Source organism: Pseudomonas sp. P4_B3, from assembly GCF_056402295.1.
In genome coordinates this window covers 91762-111651 of the sequence record NZ_JBFUHR010000009.1, presented here as the reverse complement: position 1 = coordinate 111651, position 19890 = coordinate 91762, and the positions used below count along the sequence as shown (strand labels likewise).

23 protein-coding genes and 1 pseudogene are annotated in these 19890 nt (G+C 58.4%); 13 read left to right on the top strand and 11 right to left on the bottom strand.

Annotated features, from left to right (window positions below; translation table 11 throughout):
- Window positions 1–26: 26 nt before the first annotated feature.
- From AC1DWG_RS12690 to rpoS, 3 genes are all read left to right on the top strand, one after another.
- On the top strand, window positions 27–662 hold the full coding sequence (locus AC1DWG_RS12690) for a protein-L-isoaspartate(D-aspartate) O-methyltransferase (protein ID WP_177323574.1): 636 nt from the start codon (window positions 27–29) through the stop codon (window positions 660–662).
- A 212-nt stretch (window positions 663–874) separates the two neighbouring features.
- Window positions 875–1732 (top strand): peptidoglycan DD-metalloendopeptidase family protein, encoded by an 858-nt coding sequence (locus AC1DWG_RS12685; RefSeq protein ID WP_477753005.1) that lies wholly within the window; start codon window positions 875–877, stop codon window positions 1730–1732.
- Between the two features lie 105 nt (window positions 1733–1837).
- Complete coding sequence (gene rpoS / locus AC1DWG_RS12680; RefSeq protein ID WP_108216679.1) at window positions 1838–2845, top strand: RNA polymerase sigma factor RpoS; 1008 nt, start codon at window positions 1838–1840, stop codon at window positions 2843–2845.
- Window positions 2846–3316: 471 nt separating this feature from the next.
- Here the strand turns inward: rpoS and fdxA are convergent, their stop codons facing one another.
- Both fdxA and mutS read right to left on the bottom strand, forming a co-directional pair.
- Window positions 3317–3655: a ferredoxin FdxA gene (fdxA, locus tag AC1DWG_RS12675; RefSeq protein ID WP_347910910.1), complete on the bottom strand. Its 339-nt coding sequence runs from the start codon at window positions 3653–3655 to the stop codon at window positions 3317–3319.
- 142 nt (window positions 3656–3797) lie between these two features.
- Window positions 3798–6377, bottom strand: coding sequence for a DNA mismatch repair protein MutS (mutS, locus tag AC1DWG_RS12670; RefSeq protein ID WP_477763872.1), 2580 nt, complete (start codon window positions 6375–6377; stop codon window positions 3798–3800).
- Between the two features lie 208 nt (window positions 6378–6585).
- Between mutS and AC1DWG_RS12665 the strand changes: the two genes are divergently transcribed.
- From AC1DWG_RS12665 to recX, 5 genes are all read left to right on the top strand, one after another.
- Entirely contained in the window at window positions 6586–7320 is a 735-nt protein-coding gene (locus tag AC1DWG_RS12665; RefSeq protein WP_477753009.1) for a LexA family transcriptional regulator, read from the top strand.
- 172 nt (window positions 7321–7492) lie between these two features.
- Window positions 7493–7834, top strand: coding sequence for a phage holin family protein (locus tag AC1DWG_RS12660; RefSeq protein ID WP_477753002.1), 342 nt, complete (start codon window positions 7493–7495; stop codon window positions 7832–7834).
- Between the two features lie 118 nt (window positions 7835–7952).
- Window positions 7953–8453: a CinA family protein gene (locus AC1DWG_RS12655; RefSeq protein ID WP_056722269.1), complete on the top strand. Its 501-nt coding sequence runs from the start codon at window positions 7953–7955 to the stop codon at window positions 8451–8453.
- Window positions 8454–8536: 83 nt separating this feature from the next.
- On the top strand, window positions 8537–9595 hold the full coding sequence (gene recA, locus AC1DWG_RS12650) for a recombinase RecA (protein ID WP_477753001.1): 1059 nt from the start codon (window positions 8537–8539) through the stop codon (window positions 9593–9595).
- 8 nt (window positions 9596–9603) lie between these two features.
- The gene (gene recX / locus AC1DWG_RS12645) at window positions 9604–10071 is read left to right on the top strand and encodes a recombination regulator RecX (RefSeq protein ID WP_477753000.1); all 468 of its coding nucleotides are present in this window, start codon (window positions 9604–9606) and stop codon (window positions 10069–10071) included.
- Window positions 10072–10116: 45 nt separating this feature from the next.
- Here recX and AC1DWG_RS12640 read toward each other — a convergent pair whose 3' ends face one another.
- Window positions 10117–11235 carry an LOG family protein gene (locus AC1DWG_RS12640; RefSeq protein ID WP_477752999.1) on the bottom strand — a complete coding sequence of 373 codons (1119 nt, stop codon included), beginning with the start codon at window positions 11233–11235 and terminating at the stop codon, window positions 10117–10119.
- Between the two features lie 481 nt (window positions 11236–11716).
- On the opposite strand from AC1DWG_RS12640, the gene AC1DWG_RS12635 reads away from it, so the two are divergent.
- Window positions 11717–11911: a hypothetical protein gene (locus tag AC1DWG_RS12635; RefSeq protein WP_218430242.1), complete on the top strand. Its 195-nt coding sequence runs from the start codon at window positions 11717–11719 to the stop codon at window positions 11909–11911.
- Here the strand turns inward: AC1DWG_RS12635 and AC1DWG_RS12630 are convergent, their stop codons facing one another.
- Entirely contained in the window at window positions 11912–12334 is a 423-nt protein-coding gene (locus AC1DWG_RS12630; protein WP_007990204.1) for a quorum-sensing-regulated virulence factor family protein, read from the bottom strand.
- 188 nt (window positions 12335–12522) lie between these two features.
- Here AC1DWG_RS12630 and AC1DWG_RS12625 point away from each other — a divergent pair, with 188 nt between their 5' ends.
- From AC1DWG_RS12625 to AC1DWG_RS12615, 3 genes are all read left to right on the top strand, one after another.
- On the top strand, window positions 12523–13281 hold the full coding sequence (locus AC1DWG_RS12625; RefSeq protein WP_477763871.1) for a tRNA-uridine aminocarboxypropyltransferase: 759 nt from the start codon (window positions 12523–12525) through the stop codon (window positions 13279–13281).
- 218 nt (window positions 13282–13499) lie between these two features.
- Window positions 13500–14150 carry a response regulator transcription factor ErdR gene (gene erdR, locus AC1DWG_RS12620; protein WP_477759812.1) on the top strand — a complete coding sequence of 217 codons (651 nt, stop codon included), beginning with the start codon at window positions 13500–13502 and terminating at the stop codon, window positions 14148–14150.
- Between the two features lie 75 nt (window positions 14151–14225).
- Window positions 14226–14588: a diacylglycerol kinase gene (locus AC1DWG_RS12615; protein ID WP_477752996.1), complete on the top strand. Its 363-nt coding sequence runs from the start codon at window positions 14226–14228 to the stop codon at window positions 14586–14588.
- On the opposite strand, the gene AC1DWG_RS12610 is transcribed toward AC1DWG_RS12615, so the two are convergent.
- Window positions 14585–15511 carry a LysR family transcriptional regulator gene (locus AC1DWG_RS12610; RefSeq protein ID WP_477787857.1) on the bottom strand — a complete coding sequence of 309 codons (927 nt, stop codon included), beginning with the start codon at window positions 15509–15511 and terminating at the stop codon, window positions 14585–14587. The genes AC1DWG_RS12615 and AC1DWG_RS12610 overlap by 4 nt on opposite strands.
- Before the next feature lie 146 nt (window positions 15512–15657).
- On the opposite strand from AC1DWG_RS12610, the gene fpr reads away from it, so the two are divergent.
- The gene (gene fpr, locus AC1DWG_RS12605; protein ID WP_003443014.1) at window positions 15658–16437 is read left to right on the top strand and encodes a ferredoxin-NADP reductase; all 780 of its coding nucleotides are present in this window, start codon (window positions 15658–15660) and stop codon (window positions 16435–16437) included.
- 168 nt (window positions 16438–16605) lie between these two features.
- Here fpr and tsaA read toward each other — a convergent pair whose 3' ends face one another.
- The 6 genes and pseudogenes from tsaA to AC1DWG_RS12575 all read right to left on the bottom strand — a co-directional run bounded on the left by tsaA (window position 16606) and on the right by AC1DWG_RS12575 (window position 19844).
- Window positions 16606–17307, bottom strand: a complete 702-nt coding sequence (gene tsaA, locus AC1DWG_RS12600) for a tRNA (N6-threonylcarbamoyladenosine(37)-N6)-methyltransferase TrmO (protein WP_477763869.1) — start codon at window positions 17305–17307, stop codon at window positions 16606–16608.
- Between the two features lie 121 nt (window positions 17308–17428).
- A pseudogene (locus AC1DWG_RS12595) lies at window positions 17429–17518 on the bottom strand (3-oxoacyl-ACP reductase); the annotation flags it as partial.
- 52 nt (window positions 17519–17570) lie between these two features.
- Window positions 17571–17708 carry a hypothetical protein gene (locus AC1DWG_RS12590; RefSeq protein WP_477763868.1) on the bottom strand — a complete coding sequence of 46 codons (138 nt, stop codon included), beginning with the start codon at window positions 17706–17708 and terminating at the stop codon, window positions 17571–17573.
- Between the two features lie 204 nt (window positions 17709–17912).
- Window positions 17913–18380: a YehS family protein gene (locus AC1DWG_RS12585; protein WP_477752994.1), complete on the bottom strand. Its 468-nt coding sequence runs from the start codon at window positions 18378–18380 to the stop codon at window positions 17913–17915.
- A gap of 75 nt (window positions 18381–18455) precedes the next feature.
- A complete protein-coding gene (locus AC1DWG_RS12580; protein ID WP_007971163.1) occupies window positions 18456–19166 on the bottom strand; it encodes an rRNA pseudouridine synthase in 711 nt (236 codons plus the stop codon).
- 204 nt (window positions 19167–19370) lie between these two features.
- Window positions 19371–19844 (bottom strand): GNAT family N-acetyltransferase, encoded by a 474-nt coding sequence (locus AC1DWG_RS12575; protein ID WP_477752992.1) that lies wholly within the window; start codon window positions 19842–19844, stop codon window positions 19371–19373.
- Window positions 19845–19890: the final 46 nt, after the last annotated feature.

Genomic DNA, 19890 nt, shown 5'->3' with positions numbered 1-19890 from the left:
ACGATATGCTGCGTCGCGGCATCGGCATGACCTCCCAGCGAACCCGGGAGCGGCTCATCCAGCGCCTGTACGAAGAAGGTATCTCCAACGCCAGGGTGCTGGAGGTCATTCGCCGGACCCCGCGCCACCTGTTCGTCGACGAAGCGCTGGCGCATCGTGCTTATGAAGACACAGCGCTGCCGATCGGCAATAACCAGACTATCTCCCAGCCATATATGGTGGCGCGCATGAGCGAGCTGCTGCTGGAGGCAGGTCCCCTCGACAAGGTGCTGGAGATCGGCACCGGCTCGGGTTATCAGACGGCGGTGCTGTCGCAACTCGTCGAGCGTGTGTTCTCGGTCGAGCGCATCAAGGTTTTGCAGGATCGTGCGAAGGAACGTCTGGTCGAACTGAACCTGCGCAACGTGGTGTTCCGCTGGGGCGATGGCTGGGAGGGCTGGCCGGCACTGGCGCCGTACAACGGGATTATCGTCACTGCAGTGGCGACCGATGTGCCCCAGGCATTGCTTGACCAGTTGGCACCGGGAGGCCGAATGGTGATCCCTGTCGGGTCCGGAGAAGTCCAGCAATTGATGCTGATCATTCGCGAGGAACAGGGTTTTTCCAGGCATGTTCTGGGTGCTGTACGCTTCGTGCCATTGCTCAATGGGCCACTGGCCTGAGCATTTGTTTCGGCACGCTGAATTCTCTGCGATTGCCTTTGTCTTACAGCGGCATCGTGCGGTTAAACGGGATTCATCGTCAGGCAGCAAACGTGTGCGCGACACCGATTCGCTACATTAAAGGTAAAGCGTGCACGGCCCGTTATACTTGCGACAGTTCATTGCCGGACTCCGGCATTTCACATTTTCAGCCACCACAGAGGGAGCGGCGGGTGAGTCTCACAGTCATTGCGCAGCGAATGAGTAAAACGAGCTTTCAGCGCCTGGTGACTGGCCTTGTCTTGAGCACCTTGCTGGTCGGTTGTTCCAGCAACAAATCCAGCGATGTTCGTGTCGTGGACCGCAACAATGCCGCGCCACAGCGACCGGTCGTGACCACCGGACAATACGTCGTTCGGCCCAAGGACACCCTGTTCTCCATCGCCTTTCGTTACGGCTGGGACTACAAGGCCCTGGCGGCACGCAATAACATTCCTGCGCCCTACACCATCCATCCGGGTCAGACGATTCGCTTTGATGGTCGCACTGATTCAACGTCGACGGCGGTGGTCAGTTCGTCCAGTTCAACACCTTCGTCGTCGAGTAAAACCACGGTCATCCGTCGCTCGGCAAACGGTACGACCACCAGTACAACGACGGTTGTACCGTCCGTCGCGAACAAGCCTGCACCCGCTCCATTGCCCCCTCCCGGACCAGCCCCGACCGGCTGGGGATGGCCATCTAATGGCATTCTTATCGGGAAATTCTCTTCAAACGGTAGTTTGAATAAAGGAATTGATATCGCCGGAGATTTGGGACAGCCTGTTTTAGCTGCGTCTGATGGGACGGTGGTGTATGCCGGGAGTGGCTTAAGGGGCTACGGCGAATTAGTGATCATCAAACACAGTGAAACCTACGTCAGTGCCTACGGACATAACCGCAGGCTGTTGGTTCGGGAGGGGCAGCAGGTCAAGGTTGGACAGACAATTGCCGAAATGGGGTCAACGGGTACAGACCGGGTGAAACTGCATTTTGAGATTCGCCGCCAGGGTAAACCTGTAGATCCGCTGCAATTCCTGCCACGTCGTTGATCGCTTACCAGCCTGTTCCGTCGCGTAGAGGGGACAGGCTCCAGCGTTGCCAGGGAGAAAGGCGCCGCTTGAGCTTGAGGTCGAACTCACCAAAGGACTATAACAATGGCTCTCAGTAAAGAAGTGCCGGAGTTTGACATCGACGATGAGGTTCTCCTGATGGAGAGCAGCATCGATATGGATTCGATGTCGAATGATGAAGGGGCGGCTCCACCTTCCGTTCGTGCCAAATCCAAACACTCCGCATCGTTGAAACAACACAAGTACATTGACTACACGCGGGCACTTGATGCCACGCAGCTGTATCTCAATGAAATTGGTTTCTCTCCCCTGCTGTCACCCGAAGAAGAAGTTCATTTTGCGCGCCTGTCGCAAAGTGGCGATCCGGCCGGGCGCAAACGCATGATTGAAAGTAACCTGCGGCTGGTGGTGAAAATCGCCCGACGCTACGTCAATCGTGGGTTGTCGCTGCTGGACCTGATCGAAGAGGGCAACCTCGGCTTGATCCGGGCGGTGGAGAAGTTCGATCCGGAACGCGGTTTCCGCTTCTCGACCTACGCGACCTGGTGGATTCGCCAGACCATCGAACGCGCAATCATGAATCAGACCCGGACCATCCGGTTGCCGATCCATGTGGTCAAAGAGCTGAATGTGTACCTGCGGGCCGCGCGGGAGCTGACGCAAAAACTCGACCATGAACCCTCACCCGAAGAAATCGCCAACCTGCTGGAAAAGCCGGTGGGAGAGGTCAAGCGTATGCTCGGCCTTAACGAACGGGTTTCTTCGGTCGACGTCTCGCTGGGTCCGGACTCGGATAAAACCCTGCTTGATACCCTGACTGACGACCGTCCAACCGATCCATGCGAACTGTTGCAGGACGACGACCTGTCCCAGAGCATCGATCAATGGCTCTCGGAGCTGACCGACAAACAACGCGAAGTGGTAGTACGCCGCTTCGGCTTACGCGGTCATGAAAGCAGCACCCTTGAAGATGTGGGCCTGGAGATCGGCCTGACCCGGGAACGGGTCAGACAGATTCAGGTGGAAGGCTTGAAGCGGCTGCGCGAGATCCTGGAAAAAAATGGTCTGTCGAGCGAGTCGCTGTTCCAATAAGGCGCTCACTGCGATGGCATAAAAAACCCCGACCGGCTCGGGGTTTTTTATTGTCTGGTCTGGGGATCGAATCCCCTCGGGATTTTGGTTTCGTGCTGTAAGCCTTGGCTTACTCTTGCGTAAGTGTTCGTTATTTTTACACTCTGGCAGTCGCCTATGTTGAGCGCTATTTGCCTCTATATTTTTGATTTATATAACTATTTTTTATTATTAATGATGTGTGACAGTTGGAGTTCGCGCCAAGGGGCGATTGATCCCGCAGGGGAAAGCTCTAGTATTCAGGTTGTGTCGACGGACAGACACGGCCTTCAAGGATGAGGGATATGGATATCGCAGGACGCGATTCATCAGGACGATGAAAAGGAACACAGGGAATAGGGAAAAAATGTGGGCGGGTCAAACCGCCCCTTTTTTTGCCTGCAAAAAAGCAAAAAGGCCCTTTTGGGGCCTTTTACAGGAACGCGGGGGTAATCAGCGTTCGAGGTCTTTGAGCTTGTTGCCAACAGATTTGTTGATGACGCGATCAAACTCTTCTGCATCAGGCAACGATTCTTTCTTCTCGGTGATGTTCGGCCAGATATCGGCCAACTCAGCGTTCAGCTCGATGAAGTTTTCCATGCCGGCCGGAACCTCATCTTCGGAGAAGATAGCCACGGCAGGGCATTCAGGTTCGCACAGCGCGCAATCGATGCACTCATCCGGGTGGATCACCAGGAAATTCGGGCCTTCGTAAAAGCAGTCCACCGGACAGACTTCTACGCAGTCGGTGTACTTGCACTTGATGCAGTTGTCGGTGACGACGAAGGTCATTTCTAATTTTCTCCTCAGGTGCGGCTTGCTGCGCCCCTTCTCGTAGGGGTCGCCAGGTTCGGGAGCGATAGTCTGCTAGCCAGGCTATTAGCCAGCAGCATCCCAAACCGCGCGAGATTCTAACAGCTTGCAAGCCGCTGCGTTAGATCCGTGTCTTAAGTGTATAGAGCATTTCGAGAGCACGACGTGGCGTCATGTCGTCCAGGTCGAGCTTGGCCAGGTCATCCAGCACCGGATGCGGCAGGCTGGCAAACAGGTCGCTTTGCTGCGGTGCCGCCGGTTTGCCTTTGGCCGGTGCCGGTGCTTCATGGGGCAGGGCGGTGTCTTCCAGGCGGCTCAAGTGCTCGCGAGCACGGGTGATGACTTCACTCGGTACGCCCGCCAGCTGCGCAACGGCCAGGCCATAACTCTGACTGGCCGGCCCGGGCAGAACGTGGTGCAGGAACACGATGCGTTCATTGTGCTCGGTGGCATTGAGGTGCACGTTGGCCACCAGTGGCTGGGCTTCCGGCAGGACGGTCAGTTCAAAGTAGTGGGTGGCGAACAGCGTGTAGGCACGCAGATGCGCCAGGCGTTCGGCCGCCGCCCATGCCAGGGAAAGACCGTCGAAGGTGCTGGTGCCGCGCCCGACTTCGTCCATCAGAACCAGGCTGCGCTCGGTGGCGTTGTGCAGAATGTTCGCGGTTTCGCTCATTTCCACCATGAAGGTCGAACGCCCGCCGGCCAGGTCATCGCTAGAGCCGATCCGGGTGAAGATGCGGTCGACCAGCGACAGTTCGCAACTGGCCGCTGGCACGAAGCTGCCGATATGCGCCAGGAGCACAATCAAGGCGGTCTGACGCATGTAGGTGGATTTACCGCCCATGTTCGGACCGGTGATCACCAGCATGCGGGTGTTGTCGTCCAGGCTCAGGTCGTTGGCCACGAATGGCGTGGTCAGCACTTGTTCGACCACCGGGTGACGACCCTGGCTGATGCGCATGCACGGTTCGCTGACGAAGCGCGGGCAGTTCAGGTCGAGGTTCAGCGCACGCTCGGCCAGGTTGCTCAACACGTCCAGCTCGGCCAGGGCGCCGGCGGTGTCCTGCAAGGGTGGCAGCTGGGCGATCAGGTCTTCGAGGAGTGCTTCGTACAGCATCTTCTCGCGGGCCAGGGCACGGCTCTTGGCCGACAATGCCTTGTCTTCGAACGCTTTGAGTTCCGGTGTAATGAAGCGCTCGGCACCTTTGAGCGTCTGGCGGCGAATATAGTCGGCAGGTGCCGATTCTGCCTGCTTGCTTGGCAACTCGATGAAGTAACCGTGGATGCGGTTGTAACCGACCTTCAGGTGCGACAGGCCGGTGCGGGCCTTTTCCCGTGCCTCGAGGTCGATCAGGAATTGCCCGGCGTTTTCGCTGAGCGACTGCAGTTCGTCGAGTTCGCTGTCGTAGCCGGTTTTCAGCACGCCGCCGTCACGAATGACTGCGGGCGGGTTGTCGATGATGGCTTTTTCCAGGAGTGCCGCCAGTTCCGGGTAGGTGCTGGTGATGGTCCCGAGTTGCTGGAGGTGCGGGGCTTCGAGCTCCGTCATTGCCACTTGCAGTTCGGGCAGTGCGCCGAGGGCGTCACGCAAACGGGCGAGGTCGCGCGGGCGGGCATTGCGCAGACCGATCCGCGCAAGAATCCGCTCGATGTCACCGATTTCCTTGAGTTGCGGTTGCAGTCTTTCGAAGCGGTAACCGTCGAGCAGGCAAGTGATCGAGGTCTGACGCGCCAACAGCACCGTCAAATCGCGTAACGGGCGATTCAGCCAGCGGGTCAGCAGTCGACTGCCCATGGCGGTCTGGCAACGGTCCACCACCGATTGCAGGGTGTTGTCGCGGCCGCCGGCCAGGTTGGTGTCGAGCTCCAGGTTGCGACGGCTGGCGCCATCGAGCACCACGGTGTCGTCCAGGCGCTCATGACGCAGGCTGCGCAAATGGGGCAGGGCGGTGCGCTGGGTTTCCTTGGCGTAGGCCAGCAGACAACCGGCGGCGCCGATGGCCAGGGTCAGGTTTTCGCAGCCAAAGCCTTTGAGATCCTGGGTCGAGAATTGCTGGCACAGGCTTTTGAGCGCCGAATCGCGCTCGAAATCCCAGGGGGCGCGGCGACGCACGCCACGGCGTTTTTCCGCCGGCAAGTCCTTGGGCCAGTCATCCGGGATCAGCAGTTCCACCGGGTTGACCCGCTCCAGTTCTGCCAGCAGGTTTTCCCAACCCTTGATTTCCAGCACGCTGAAGTTGCCGCTGGTGATGTCCAGCACCGCCAGGCCGAACAGGCGCTCATCGCCCAGGACGGCGGCGATCAGGTTGTCCCGACGCTCGTCGAGCAGCGCCTCGTCACTCACCGTCCCCGGCGTGATGATGCGCACCACCTGCCGCTCCACCGGCCCTTTGCTGGTGGCCGGGTCGCCGACCTGCTCGCAGATCACCACCGATTCGCCAAGCTTCACCAGTTTTGCCAGGTAACCCTCAGCAGCGTGGTAAGGAATTCCGCACATCGGAATCGCCTGGCCAGCCGACTGCCCGCGGGCCGTCAGGGTGATGTCCAGCAACTTGGCGGCCTTCTTCGCGTCTTCATAGAAGATCTCGTAGAAGTCGCCCATGCGGTAGAACATCAGCTGGTCCGGGTGCTGGTTTTTCAGGCGCCAGTACTGCTGCATCATCGGGGTGTGGGAGGACAGGTCGGAGACGGCTTTATTCATCGGATTGTCAGGAAGCTCGTTGAAAGAGATGGGGCAAAAGCGGGGCAACGGCCGGGCTTTTCCGCGATGGGCGCAAGGTTACCATGGGCGGTCTACCCGACGCAGGCATCACGGCCGGGTGACTTCCTTTGCCATTTAAAATCTGGATATGCATGACTTATGCAAATCGGCATTGTCTTCTTCGAGAAGAGCAAGCACTATGCGCGTTATGCAAAAACGCAACGTATCTACCGTATTAAGAGCATTGCTCGATCAGCACGGGATCTCCCCCACGGAGCTTCACCGTCGAACCGGCGTGCCTCAATCCACGCTCTCGCGCATTCTCAGCGGGAAGATCGTCGATCCTTCGGACAAACATATTTCGAAGATCGCCGAGTATTTCTCCTTGAGTACCGACCAGTTGCGTGGCCGCGCGGACGTCTCGTCTGCCGCAAATGCCGGGCGCGCTCCAGTGCATTCGGAACTCAAGGATATAAGTCTGTGGGATGACGATACCCCTGTCGATGACGACGAGGTGTCGGTCCCCTTTCTTCGCGAGGTTGAATTGGCCGCGGGATCAGGAAGATTCGTCATCGAAGAAAGCGAGCGCTCTAGCCTGCGCTTTGGCAAGCGAAGCCTGCGCCATAACGGTGTGCAGTTCGACCAGGCAAAATGCGTGACAGTACGGGGCAACAGCATGTTGCCGGTACTGCGCGACGGCGCCACGGTCGGGGTCAATGCCGGCAAGTGCGGCATTGGCGATATCGTTGACGGCGACCTTTATGCAATCAATCACAACGGTCAATTGCGGGTGAAGCAGCTGTATCGCCTGCCGTCCGGGATTCGCTTGCGCAGCTTCAATCGTGATGAGCATCCGGACGAAGATTACACCTTTCAGGAAGTCCAGGAGGAGCCGATTGTTATCCTGGGGCATGTCTTCTGGTGGGGCATGTACGCCCGCTGACACTCCCGGCGTTCAGATAAAGCCCGCTTCCCGAGCGGGTTTTTTTTGCGTGCTGAAAGCATTGGATGACATTTTCAATGCGTTAATGCATTGACTGACTATGCATCAATGCATAATCTGATGCCTGTCTATTCAAGAACGCGGTGTGACCGTTCACTCAAGGAGGCATGAAATGACCGCTGAGCAATATGCGTTGCTGGACATGCCTCTGTGGCTGGTCATCAGCCTGCCAATACTTGGTGGCGTTACCGGTGAAATGTGGCGTGCCGACAAAGAGGGCGTTCGTGGCTGGCCCCTTGTCCGGCGCCTGAGCCTGCGGTCCGGCTCCAGCATGATCTGCGGCGCCTCGGTCATCATGCTGCTGCACGCCGCCAATGTTTCCATCTGGGCTGCCTGTGCGGGTGGCTGTTTAGCGGCGATGGCCGGGACAGAAGTGGTTCTAGGGTTGTATGAGCGTTGGGTGGCCAAGCGTATGGGGGGCGGACATGTTCCGCCCGGCGACGTGGAAGATTGATTCTCCGACAGTCCCTTTCCAGAGCCTCTGATTCCTTACATTTTGATCGGCCCTGTCGCTTGCAAGTGCGGTCTGCTCGTGTACGGTTAACCTCATCCCGCCCGATCAGGAGATGACCGTGAACGAAATCACCCAGCTCGCCGCCGAACTCGGCAGACGCTTGCAGGTTCTCAATGCCCACGTCACCACGGCGGAGTCCTGCACCGGCGGAGGCATCGCCGAGGCTATTACCCGTATCCCCGGGAGTTCGGCCTGGTTCGAGGCCGGTTATGTCACCTACTCCAACCGGCAGAAAACCCTGCAACTGGATGTCCCGGTGGAGTTGTTCACCACCGTGGGCGCGGTCAGCCGCGAGGTGGTCGAGGCCATGGTCCGGGGGGCGCAGAAGAAAAACAGCGCGTATTTCTCCGTCGCGGTCAGTGGCATCGCCGGTCCGGATGGTGGAACGGCGAACAAGCCGGTTGGCACGGTATGGCTGGCCTGGGGCGTCGGAGACCAGGTGTTCTGTGAGCGGCAGCACTTCCCGGGTAATCGCGATGACGTCCGCCGACAAACGGTGAAGGCCGCGCTAGAGGGGCTGCTGCGGTATGCCGCGGCAGAAATCTCAAATCAGGGGTAGGCGATCCGGAATCGCTGTGGAATAATACTGGCTACTTATACAGGTGTTGGCCGTCAGGCCTTATTGATTACGTGAGGACTTTAATGGACGACAACAAGAAGAAAGCCTTGGCTGCGGCCCTGGGTCAGATCGAACGTCAATTCGGCAAGGGTGCCGTAATGCGTATGGGCGATCAGGACCGTCAGGCGATCCCGGCCATCTCCACGGGCTCTCTGGGTCTGGACATTGCTCTCGGCATCGGCGGTCTGCCAAAAGGCCGTATTGTTGAAATCTACGGTCCTGAATCTTCCGGTAAAACCACGCTGACCTTGTCCGTGATCGCCCAGGCTCAAAAAGCCGGCGCGACCTGCGCATTTGTCGACGCCGAACACGCCCTCGACCCTGAGTACGCCGGCAAGCTGGGCGTCAACGTCGACGACCTGCTGGTTTCCCAGCCGGACACCGGTGAACAGGCTCTGGAAATCACCGACATGCTGGTGCGTTCCAACGCGGTTGACGTGATCATCGTCGACTCCGTGGCCGCCCTGGTGCCAAAGGCTGAAATCGAAGGCGAAATGGGTGACATGCACGTGGGCCTGCAAGCTCGTCTGATGTCCCAGGCGCTGCGTAAAATCACCGGTAACATCAAGAACGCCAATTGCCTGGTGATCTTCATCAACCAGATCCGTATGAAAATCGGCGTGATGTTCGGTAGCCCGGAAACCACCACCGGTGGTAACGCGCTGAAGTTCTACGCATCGGTTCGCCTGGACATCCGCCGCACTGGCGCGGTGAAAGAAGGTGATGAAGTCGTCGGTAGCGAAACCCGCGTCAAGGTTGTGAAGAACAAAGTGGCTTCGCCGTTCCGTCAGGCCGAGTTCCAGATTCTTTACGGCAAGGGCATCTACCTCAACGGTGAGATGATCGACCTGGGTGTTCTGCACGGTTTCGTCGAGAAGTCCGGTGCCTGGTATGCCTATGAAGGCACCAAGATCGGTCAGGGCAAGGCCAACTCGGCCAAGTTCCTGGCAGACAACCCGGAAGTCGCGGCAAAGCTGGAGAAGCAACTGCGTGACAAGCTGTTGTCGCCTGCATCGGTAGCAGACGCCAAAGCTTCTGCGGTCAAAGAGACCGAAGTCGACCTGGCTGACGCTGATATCTGATCGAAGCGATGACCGCCGTACTCGATACACTCGTCGCGGTGCGGCGAACCGCAATGGACCTGCTCGCACGACGCGAGCACGGTCGTGTCGAGCTGACGCGTAAACTGCGTCAGCGCGGCGCCCTCCCTGAAATGATCGAAACAGCACTCGACCGGTTGACAGAAGAGGGGTTGTTGTCCGAAGCCCGTTACCTCGAAAGTTTCGTTTCCTACCGCGCCCGTTCCGGTTATGGCCCTTTGCGCATTCGTGAAGAGCTGGGCCAGCGCGGCCTGCAGCGCACCGATATTGAACTCGCCCTGCGTGAGAGCGGTATCGACTGGCAGGAGCAACTGGCCGATACCTGGCGGCGCAAGTTCTCCGGGCAATTGCCGACGGACGTCCGGGAGCGAGCCAAACAAGGCCGGTTCCTGGCGTATCGGGGATACTCCATGGAAATGATCAATCGCCTGTTCAGCGGTCGAGGAATGGATGATTGAACTGAAACGGCCCGCTATTTCGATAGCGGGCCGTTTTTTTATGCCTCAGGAAACCTTTGACGGCTCCCGCGTGCGTTGTTGTACCTGGGGTTTTGATTGTGCCCAGTTTTCCGGCAGGTTGATGTAGTCCACAAGTTCGCGCAGACGACCATGATTGCGGGCGTTGAAGTTGAAGACCAGCCGCGCCAGATGGCTGAACTCGGCTTCGTTGTGTTCTTCACCACTGTAAGCATGCTGATGGAAGTGATCGCTCAGGCACAGGTCGGCGAAAGCCTCCTGCATGTGTTCGAGTGCGTGGTCGCTGAGTGTGTGATTCATGCGAATCAGGAACTGATGCTTGAGCCAGCGACTGGAGTGGAAGTTGCTGTAGAACTGGTTGATGTGCTCTACCGCTTCTTCGACGTTGTAGACCAGTTTCACCAGCTTCATGTCAGTGGGCAGGATGTAGTGGTTTTCCTCCAGTTGCTGGTGAATGAAGTCCAGTGCGCCTTGCCAGAATTTGCCGCCCGGCGTGTCCAGTAGCACCACTGGCACCAATGGACTCTTGCCGGTCTGGATCAACGTCAGCACTTCCAGCGCCTCATCCAGCGTACCGAAGCCGCCGGGGCACAGCACCAGGGCGTCGGCTTCCTTGACGAAGAACAATTTGCGGGTGAAGAAGAAATGGAAGGGCAGCAGGTTGGTCGTGCCGTCGACAGTGGGGTTGGCATGTTGCTCGAAGGGCAGCGTGATGTTGAACCCCAGGCTGTGTGTCAGGCCAGCGCCATCATGGGCGGCGGCCATGATGCCGCCACCAGCGCCGGTAATGACCATCATGTCCGAGCGCGCCAGCGCAGCGCCGAGCTCCCGGGCCATGCTGTAGAGCGGATGTTCGGTGGGGGTGCGGGCCGAGCCGAAAACGGTGACTTTGCGTCGCCCCTTGAATTGTTCGAGTACGCGGAAAGCCTGTTCCAGTTCGCGCAGGGCTTGCAGGGTGATTTTGGCATTCCAGCGGTTGTGGTCTTCCTGGGCCATGCGCAGCACGGTCAGGATCATGTCGCGGTAGATCGGGGTGTTCGGGCTGTTGGGTGAAATCAGCTTGAGCTGTTCTTCGACCTTGCTGATGAGGTCATGGCCGCTTTCTTCAAAATGACGGCTCAGGAGGTCATTCGGTTGGTAAGGCATTCAACTTCTCCTTCTGCACAGAACCCTCGGCCCGACAACGTAAGTCGGTGCCACGACACTTCATGTGTCGCTGTCTGCCCAGGCCCATGCCTGGGCGATCTACTTGACCCGAAAGGTATCGGATCATCCAAACAGGCTCTGTTTTTCCCTTGGATGAAAGAAACGTTCGCACAACACGACAAGCGACGGCCAGCCCCTTTCCAGCCTGAAAAAGTGAACGTGGATACCCTGAAATCTAGACCTTCACAGTGATTTGCGCTGTCTTGATCATTGCGCCACAAAGTCTTTCCTGGCAACCGCTTATTGACGATTTGCAAGGTGCTTTCACCGCTCGTCTGAACGTACGTCGCATGTGCGGCACTCTGATTTACTAAGTTACAGGTGTCACACGACAACTTTGCGTCAACGACAGGGCGCACGGTACAAGCGGTTCAAGGATTTATCGCTCAAACATGAGTGAAGTGCAGGGAGGCGGGAAACCATGACCAGAGTCGTTCTGGAGATCGATACGCAACTGTATCGATTGCTGAAGTCATCAGCCGAGACCCATCATTTGAGTCTCGAAGAGGAGTGCTGCCGGCGTTTGCGCGGTGGCGAACGCCGTTCGCATTACTTGCAGGCGCTGCTGGCGGAATTGCGCGCCGAAGATGAACAACGGCGCGCCAATTCCCGGTGATTACTTTTTCTTCTTGGCCGGTTGCAGGCAATCCGACTCCTGGAAGCTTGCGGAGCCGACCGGGCGGTTGGTCTTCACCTCGGTGAAGTCGTAACGCATGATCGCCCCCTTGGCCATCAGCTTGCGAAACCCTTCGTTTCTGCAGACAGAAGCGCCCAACTGGAAGTACACCGCTTTCGGGTCTGCACGCATCTTGTCGGCGTGGCTGCTCTGCACGCTCAGATGGTTGATCAGCTGTTTGCCTTCAACGGTGTAGCCTTGATCGAGTATGTCTTCGTTGATCGCTCGTGGAGTGCCGACGCTGCTCTGGGTGGCGACGTTTTGCAGCATTTTGTTCAGTTCCGTGTCTTTCAGGGACGCAGCCTGAGCATTGAAGGACGACGCCAGCAAAATGGCCGCGGTAGGAACGATAAGGCGCAGCATGAAACTCTCCTGGTTCAGTGATGGGGGTTGGACCCGTCACGTGGCTGTGCGTTCAGTGGCGGCGAATTATAGGGGAGGCGGGCTGGACGGTACAGGCTTGCGCTGGGCGGTCTGGTAAACTGCTGGCACTTTTCACCCTGTCGAGTGTTTTTCGTGTCGATTTCCCTTCTCTGTGGGCGTTGCCCGCTATGAGTCATGCCCCCGCGCGCTTTGCCTTGAATGCCGTAGCCCGCTTGCGCGATCAGCGCGAGGAGGAGGGCATCAAGCCGATTCAGGCCCGCGGCTGGCGCGCGCCGCGTTGCCGCGACTGCCGGGTGATCGAGAGTCACTGCCTGTGTGCATGGCGTCCGCAGGTCGCTACCCGCTCCGGCGTGTGCCTGATCATGACCAACAAGGAAGTGTTCAAGCCGAGCAACACCGGTTGGCTGATCGCCGACGTGGTACCTGACAACCATGCCTTCATCTGGTCCCGTACCGAGGTCGATCCAAAGTTGCTGGCGCTGTTGTCCGACCCGCAATGGCAGCCTTACCTGGTGTTTCCGGGTGAGTACGTCGAGCCCGAGCGTGTGACAAACAGCGTGGATGTCGATGGCACGAAGCGTCCATTGTTCATTCTGTTGGATGCGACCTGGACCGAAGCGCGGAAGATCTTTCGCAAGAGCCCCTATTTCGATCGATTGCCGATCCTCAGCCTGCTGCCGGAGAAACTCTCCCGCTACCGGTTGCGCCGCTCGACTCGCAGCGAGCATCTGTGCACGGCGGAAGTGGCGGCGCTGTGCCTCGACCTTGCAGGCGATGTAACCGCAGCTTCGGCGCTGGATGCCTATTTTGATGTGTTCAGCCAGCATTACCTCGACGCCAAACATCAGTTGGACATGAACGTTTCGACCCCGGCGCACGCCGAGTTGATGCCCTATGTGCAGCCGGTCACTCCGTTGATGGGCTGATTGTTGCGCATTCTGCAATAACGTGTACCGGCCATGCTGCTTGACCACCCCGGCTTCGCTGGGCATGCTTGGCGCCGATCTGGGTGCGGCCAGAGTTTGCAACGTCGTTTTTTGCGTTGAGCGTGCTTTGTTGGTGCGGCTCCGTGGCTGTACCTTGAGTTGCTCTGGCGAAGCCCGAATGCATCGGGCGTCCCATGAAAAACAGGATCATTTGAAAAATGGCCACATACGAAATCCTGATTGCCGATGACCACCCACTTTTTCGTAGTGCCTTGCACCAAGCGCTGACCCTGAGCCTTGGCCCGGATGTCCGTCTGGTGGAAGTGGCGAGCATCGCCGAACTGGAAGTGCGCCTGACGGAAAAATCCGATTGGGATCTGGTGCTGCTGGACCTGAACATGCCGGGAGCCTACGGTTTTTCCGGACTGGTCCTGCTGCGCGGTCAGTATCCGCAGATTCCAGTAGTCATGGTTTCGGCCCAGGAAGAGCCGACCATCATGGTCAAGTCTCGTGAGTTCGGCGCCAGTGGCTTCATTCCCAAATCCAGCGACTTGAGTGTGATCCAGAAAGCCGTGCGTGCGGTTCTCGATGGCGACGTGTTCTGGCCGCCGCAGGCGTTCGAAGCGGTCAGCGTCTCGGATGAAGCCAAGGCAGCCAGCGAAGGCCTTGCCAGCCTGACGCCGCAGCAATTCCGGGTGCTGACCATGGTCTGCGAAGGCTTGCTGAACAAGCAGATCGCCTACGAGCTGAGTGTTTCCGAGGCGACGATCAAGGCGCATGTCACCGCGATTTTCCGTAAACTGAATGTACGGACCCGGACCCAGGCCGCGCTGCTCTTGCAACAACTTGAGTCAATTTCCAGCCATTAAAGGCTGGCAACTTCACGCTTTTTTGACTTTGGTTGATCTAGCTTTCCTACTTCTTTTTTGTCAGTTGCCCACTCTATGTCACCTTTCAAAGGCCAGACCGGTCTGAAACGTATTCTCAATGCCTCCAGTTATTCGCTGGACGGCCTGCGCGCAGCCTTCACCGGTGAAGCCGCCTTTCGGCAATTGGTATTGCTCAACGTCATCCTGATTCCCCTTTCGTTCTTCCTGAATGTCAGCCGGGTCGAACGGGCGTTGTTGATCGCGGTATGCCTGCTGGCGTTGATCGTCGAGTTGCTCAACTCGGCAGTGGAAGCGGCCATCGACCGCATTTCCCTTGAGCGGCACCCGCTGTCCAAGAATGCCAAGGACATGGGCAGTGCCGCCCAGTTCGTGGCATTGAGCATGATTGCCCTGGTGTGGGCGGTAATTCTGCTCTAGGCGATCGTCGGCAGCACGATCTCGTCGCTGCGCTGAACCCCGGCGGTGAAGGCGCGGCACAGATCGAGGAACTCGCGCATCGCCGAGGTCTGATACTTCTGTTTATGCCAGATGAAATAAAACTGTCGCGCCAGATCCAGATCCGGCGTCTCGACAGGCACCAGGCTGCCGCGGCGGAATGCGTCGCGCAAAGCCAGCCTGGAAATGCAGCCAATCCCCAAACCTGACTCCACCGCGCGCTTGATCGCTTCGGTGTGCTCGAGCTCCAGGCGAATGTTTAATGAAGTGCGGTGATGGCGCATGGCTTGATCGAAGGTCAACCGCGTGCCTGAGCCTTGTTCGCGCAAGATCCAGGCTTCGTGACTCAACTCATCCATGGTGGCCATGCCGCGCTTGGCCAGCGGATGCTGAGGGGCGCAAAACACCACCAGTTCGTCCTCGACCCAGCTTTGTACTTCGATGTCCGGGTGGCTGCAGTCGCCTTCGATTAGACCCAGATCAATTTCATAGTGGGCCACTTGTTGCACGATATTGGCAGTGTTCTGCACGTGCAGTTTCACCTGGCTTTCCGGATGGCGCTGCATGAAGCTGCCGATCAGCAGGGTGGCCAGGTAATTGCCGATGGTCAGGGTCGCGCCCACGGCCAGCGAGCCGAAACCGGACTTGCCGTTGAGCAGATCTTCGATTTCCTTGGCCTGGTCCAGCAGGGCGACAGCTTGCGGCAACAGTTGTTTGCCGAGCGCGTTGAGGCTCAGGCGTTTGCCGGCGCGGTCGAACAACTGGCAGCTGCACTGGCGCTCCAGCTCGGTGATCGAGGTGCTCGCCGCCGACTGCGAGAGGTTGAGCAGGCCCGCGGCACGGGATACGCTTTCCTGCTGGGCGACGGCGACGAATACTTGAAGTTGACGGAGAGTAAATCGCATATCTATATAACCGATAACCCTTATCTTAATAATCCATTTAACAGATATTGTCTCTGCCTTTAGAATGCGATGCAATTGCGCAGAGCTGGCTTTCTTTGCAGAGCACGCCGAACACGCGCAGACAAATCTCCAGGAGTCCCACGTACATGAGCAACATGAACCACGAGCGTGTCCTCAGTGTTCACCACTGGAACGACACTCTGTTCAGCTTCAAGTGCACCCGTGATCCGGGCCTGCGCTTCGAGAACGGTCAGTTCGTGATGATCGGCCTGCAACAGCCCAACGGCCGCCCGCTTATGCGCGCTTACTCGATTGCCAGCCCGAACTGGGAAGAGCATCTCGAGTTCTTCAGCATCAAGGTGCCTGATGGTCCGCTGACTTCGCAGTTGCAGCATCTGAAGGAAGGCGACGAGATCATCATCAGCAAGAAGCCTACCGGCACGCTGGTACTGGATGACTTGAAGCCTGGCAAACATTTGTACCTGCTCAGCACCGGTACCGGTCTGGCGCCGTTCATGAGCGTTATCCAGGACCCGGAAACCTACGAGCGTTTCGAGAAAGTGATCCTGTGCCACGGCGTGCGTTACGTCAACGAAGTCGCTTACCGCGAGTTCATCACCGAGCACCTGCCGCAGAACGAATTCTTCGGCGAAGCACTGCGTGACAAGTTGATCTACTACCCGACCGTGACCCGCGAGCCGTTCGAGAACGAAGGTCGCCTGACCGACCTGATGCGCAGCGGCAAGCTGTTCAGCGACATCGGCCTGCCACCGATCAACCCGCAGGACGACCGCGCCATGCTGTGCGGCAGCCCGAGCATGCTCGACGAGACCAGCGAAGTGCTGAACAGCTTCGGCCTGAAGGTTTCGCCGCGGATGCGCGAGCCGGGTGATTACCTGATCGAGCGTGCGTTCGTCGAGAAGTAAGAAGCGCGCAACACTGAAAAGCCCCCATTGTCTTCACAGGCAATGGGGGCTTTTTCGTGCCGGACACAAACCTTGTAGGAGCTGTCGAGTGAAACGAGGCTGCGATCTTTTGATCCTGTTTTTTAAAGCAACATCAAAAGATCGCAGCCTCGTTTCACTCGACAGCTCCTACACGTTGGATATGGGAATGACTTCCAGGACGCGGATCAGCTCCGGTGTCGGGTAATGCCAACGCACATCCAGATCCCAGAACTGCGCGCCGTATTCCCGCTCGGGTGCAGGCGTTTGATAGGCCGGGCGTGGATCCTGCGCCAGACATTGTTCGATCAGCTCAACCAAAGGCTCTTCCAGGCGCTGGGCATGCCCCTGAGCCTGTTGCAGTGCTGTATCCGTCCACTGCACGGGGATCAGCTGCGGCGCGGCGCTGGCGATGCTGTTGGTGGCTGTATCGATGATGTCGGCGTAGGGCACGTAGGGTTTGATGTCGAGAACCGGCGTGCCATCCAGCAGATCGATGCCCGAGATCCACAAGCGGTTGGCTTCGACCTTGTCCAGTTTCACCACTGACTGCCCGATGCCATTGGGACGGTGGGTGGCGCGGGTAGCGAACACGCCCATGGATTTGTTGCCGCCGAGACGAGGAGGGCGGACCTTCAGGCGAGGCTTTTCTTCCAGGGCCTGGTGGAACAGGAACAACAGCCATACATGGCTGACCTGCTCCAGGCCCTGTACGGCGTCCCCTTGATCGAACGGTGCCACCAGTTCCAGCACGCCACGGGCGGCCGGGGCCAGTTGCGGCTGGCGCGGAATGGCGAACTTCTCCTTGAAGCAGGAGCGCACGAAGCCGATGGGGGAAACGCTGTAGGTCATGGTTTGAGGTCGAGGTGGATTTAGATAGGGCATGATGCCGCAAAGATCAAAAGATCGCAGCCTGCGGCAGCTCCTACAGAGGAATTCGTTCGGCGTAGGAGCTGCCGCAGGCTGCGATCTTTTAAAGGCTGAATCCGCCATCCAGGGGAATGATATTCCCGGTCATGTAGGCCCCGGCAGTACTCGCCAGACTGATCGCCAGCGCCGCTACCCCTTGATAGGGTAGCTCTCCAGCAGTGCGCCGCAGGTGGTGCTGGCATTGTTCACCAGAATGTCCAGATGAGTGATCTGCTCGCCCAGGCGCCCGCCTCGAGATAGGCCTTGGCGATCATTTTACCGGTGCCGCGGGTGCCACCGGTCATCTGGGCAGTGCGGCCTTGCAGGGAAAAGTAGGGATGCATGGTGAATCCTGAGAGCTGAGGTCTTTACACCCTGGTCGTCAGCCGCGGTCAGCGGAGCCACTATTTTTGCGCGGAATGAGCGGGCATAGCGCCATGCGGGAACTGCGATGTGGCGTTCCGACTAGCCAGCGAAGGATGAGGGAACACCGCGTTCATACAGTCGGTACGCGTTATCGTTTGCGACCTTCGCTGGCAAGCCAGCTCCTACAGGCGAACGCGCAGGGTCAGGCCCTTGAGGAAATTGCGCAGCAACTGGTCGCCGCACGGGCGATAGTTGGTGTGGCCGAACTTGCGGAACAACGCGCTCAGTTCAGGCTTGGACACCGGGAACTCGGCGGCCTTGAGGATCGCGTGCATGTCGTCCTCTTTCAGCTCGAACGCCACCCGCAGCTTTTTCAGGATGATGTTGTTGGTCACCGGCACTTCGATCGGCTGCGGCGGACGGCTTTCGTCCTTGCCACGCTTGAAGATCACCAGACCGTCGAGGAAATGCGCCATGACTTCGTCCGGGCAGCGTACGAAGCCTTCCTCGTCTTCTTCTTTCTTGTCGAGGTAGGTCAGCAGGTCCGGCAGGGTCACGTTCAGGCCGCCGAGCTTGATGATCTCGATGACTTTCTTGTCGCTGATGTCGAGCATGTAGCGCACGCTGCGCAGTACGTCGTTATGAATCATGTGTGCAGTCCTGATATTCAGCTGTGGGCGTCGCGGCCAGGCGCGGCGCCGAAATGTGTGGCGGCGAGAAAAGCCTTAGAACTTCTCTTTGCCGGACAGGTAGCGCCATTGCCCCACCGGCACTTTGCCGATGGACACGCCGCCGATGCGGATGCGACGGATGGCGACGACCTTGAGGCCGACCGCCTGGCAAAGCAGGGCGATGATGCCCGGTTGCGGGTTCTTCATGGCAAAGCGCAGGCGGTTTTCGTTCTGCCAGCTGGCCTTGACCGCGGGCAATTCCTTGCCCTTGTAGGTCAGGCCGTGGTTCAGACGGTTGAGGCCGTGAGCCACCATCTCGCCTTCAACCTCGACCACATATTCTTGCTCGATCTTGCTGGAGTCAGCGGTGAGTTTGCGCAGGATTTTCCAGTCCTGGGTGAACACCAGCAGACCGCTGGCGTTGGCCTGCAGGTCGGTACTGGCGGTCAGGCGCAGGAAGTGCCCGCGCAACGGGCGCTTGCCGTAGCGGTGTTCTTCGCTCAGGGTTTCGGCGCCGAGGGTGGCCATGGCGGTATCTGCGTCCATGCCGGCGGGCACATTGAGCAGCAGGGTCACTGGTTCCGGTGCGGTGGCCTTGGCTTCGGGATCAAGCTCGACTTTCTGGGTGTCGACCTTGAATTGCGGCTCGTCGATGACCACACCGTCGACGGTGACCCAGCCGCCCTCGATGAACAGCTCAGCCTCCCGACGGGAACAGCCGACGAGTTCGATGAGACGTTTGGAGAGACGAATCGGGTCAGTCATGTCAGGGCCGTAACAAAAAGGGGGGAGGCATTGTACCTGCCTGGCGCCGGTTAATCCCGGTTCCATTTACACCGTAGAGCTTTTTGTAGGCGCTGGCTTGTCGGATCGCCGCACCGCAGCGAAAGCAGTGTGTCTGTGAAAACAATGCTGGATGTGCCGACGTCTTCGCTGGCAAGCCAGCTCCTACAGTTGTTCCGTGTTGTGTCAGCCATGTTGGGAGTGTTGCTGATTTTGGCGCATACGCATGTGCAACAACGGATACGGCTGCCCCATGCCATCGACCTCCGAGCGACCGATGACCTCGAAGCCCTGCTTGAAGTAAAAGCCCAGGGCTTGCGGGTTCTGTTCGTTGACGTCCAGTTCGTCGGCGTTCAGGTGTTCCAGGGCATAGCGCAACAATTTCTTGCCCAGGCCCTGGCCGCGATGGTCGGGGTCGATGAAGAGCATTTCGATCTTGCCGGCCGCGACGCCGGCGAACCCGGTGATGCGTTGGTTCGAATCCTTGGTGCAGATCAGCATCACCGCGTCGAGGTAGCGGGTCAGCACCAGGTTTCTCAGCAGTTTGATGTAGCTGTCCGGCAGAAAGTCGTGGGTAGCGCGTACCGAGGCCTCCCAGACCCGGGTCAATTCTTCGTAGTCGCCGAGTTTCGGCGTGTGGATGACCGAATGCTGACGCATGCCTGTCTGCCCCTGATGCGTGAGTGATGTGAGTCCGTTCAATCTC

What these genes read in the sequence shown, in the direction of transcription:
- fdxA (WP_347910910.1), bottom strand. Translation starts at nt 3,655, where the DNA reads ATGACCTTCGTCGTCACCGACAACTGCATCAAGTGCAAGTACACCGAC.
- AC1DWG_RS12625 (WP_477763871.1), top strand. Translation starts at nt 12,523, where the DNA reads ATGAGTCATGCCCCCGCGCGCTTTGCCTTGAATGCCGTAGCCCGCTTG.
- AC1DWG_RS12580 (WP_007971163.1), bottom strand. Translation starts at nt 19,166, where the DNA reads ATGACTGACCCGATTCGTCTCTCCAAACGTCTCATCGAACTCGTCGGC.
- AC1DWG_RS12630 (WP_007990204.1), bottom strand. Translation starts at nt 12,334, where the DNA reads ATGCTGCGCCTTATCGTTCCTACCGCGGCCATTTTGCTGGCGTCGTCC.
- AC1DWG_RS12615 (WP_477752996.1), top strand. Translation starts at nt 14,226, where the DNA reads ATGTCACCTTTCAAAGGCCAGACCGGTCTGAAACGTATTCTCAATGCC.
- AC1DWG_RS12660 (WP_477753002.1), top strand. Translation starts at nt 7,493, where the DNA reads ATGACCGCTGAGCAATATGCGTTGCTGGACATGCCTCTGTGGCTGGTC.
- AC1DWG_RS12575 (WP_477752992.1), bottom strand. Translation starts at nt 19,844, where the DNA reads ATGCGTCAGCATTCGGTCATCCACACGCCGAAACTCGGCGACTACGAA.
- AC1DWG_RS12640 (WP_477752999.1), bottom strand. Translation starts at nt 11,235, where the DNA reads ATGCCTTACCAACCGAATGACCTCCTGAGCCGTCATTTTGAAGAAAGC.
- AC1DWG_RS12665 (WP_477753009.1), top strand. Translation starts at nt 6,586, where the DNA reads ATGCAAAAACGCAACGTATCTACCGTATTAAGAGCATTGCTCGATCAG.
- fpr (WP_003443014.1), top strand. Translation starts at nt 15,658, where the DNA reads ATGAGCAACATGAACCACGAGCGTGTCCTCAGTGTTCACCACTGGAAC.
- AC1DWG_RS12610 (WP_477787857.1), bottom strand. Translation starts at nt 15,511, where the DNA reads ATGCGATTTACTCTCCGTCAACTTCAAGTATTCGTCGCCGTCGCCCAG.
- AC1DWG_RS12635 (WP_218430242.1), top strand. Translation starts at nt 11,717, where the DNA reads ATGACCAGAGTCGTTCTGGAGATCGATACGCAACTGTATCGATTGCTG.
- recA (WP_477753001.1), top strand. Translation starts at nt 8,537, where the DNA reads ATGGACGACAACAAGAAGAAAGCCTTGGCTGCGGCCCTGGGTCAGATC.
- tsaA (WP_477763869.1), bottom strand. Translation starts at nt 17,307, where the DNA reads ATGACCTACAGCGTTTCCCCCATCGGCTTCGTGCGCTCCTGCTTCAAG.
- recX (WP_477753000.1), top strand. Translation starts at nt 9,604, where the DNA reads ATGACCGCCGTACTCGATACACTCGTCGCGGTGCGGCGAACCGCAATG.
- mutS (WP_477763872.1), bottom strand. Translation starts at nt 6,377, where the DNA reads ATGAATAAAGCCGTCTCCGACCTGTCCTCCCACACCCCGATGATGCAG.
- rpoS (WP_108216679.1), top strand. Translation starts at nt 1,838, where the DNA reads ATGGCTCTCAGTAAAGAAGTGCCGGAGTTTGACATCGACGATGAGGTT.
- erdR (WP_477759812.1), top strand. Translation starts at nt 13,500, where the DNA reads ATGGCCACATACGAAATCCTGATTGCCGATGACCACCCACTTTTTCGT.
- AC1DWG_RS12690 (WP_177323574.1), top strand. Translation starts at nt 27, where the DNA reads ATGACCTCCCAGCGAACCCGGGAGCGGCTCATCCAGCGCCTGTACGAA.
- AC1DWG_RS12585 (WP_477752994.1), bottom strand. Translation starts at nt 18,380, where the DNA reads ATGATTCATAACGACGTACTGCGCAGCGTGCGCTACATGCTCGACATC.
- AC1DWG_RS12590 (WP_477763868.1), bottom strand. Translation starts at nt 17,708, where the DNA reads ATGCATCCCTACTTTTCCCTGCAAGGCCGCACTGCCCAGATGACCGGT.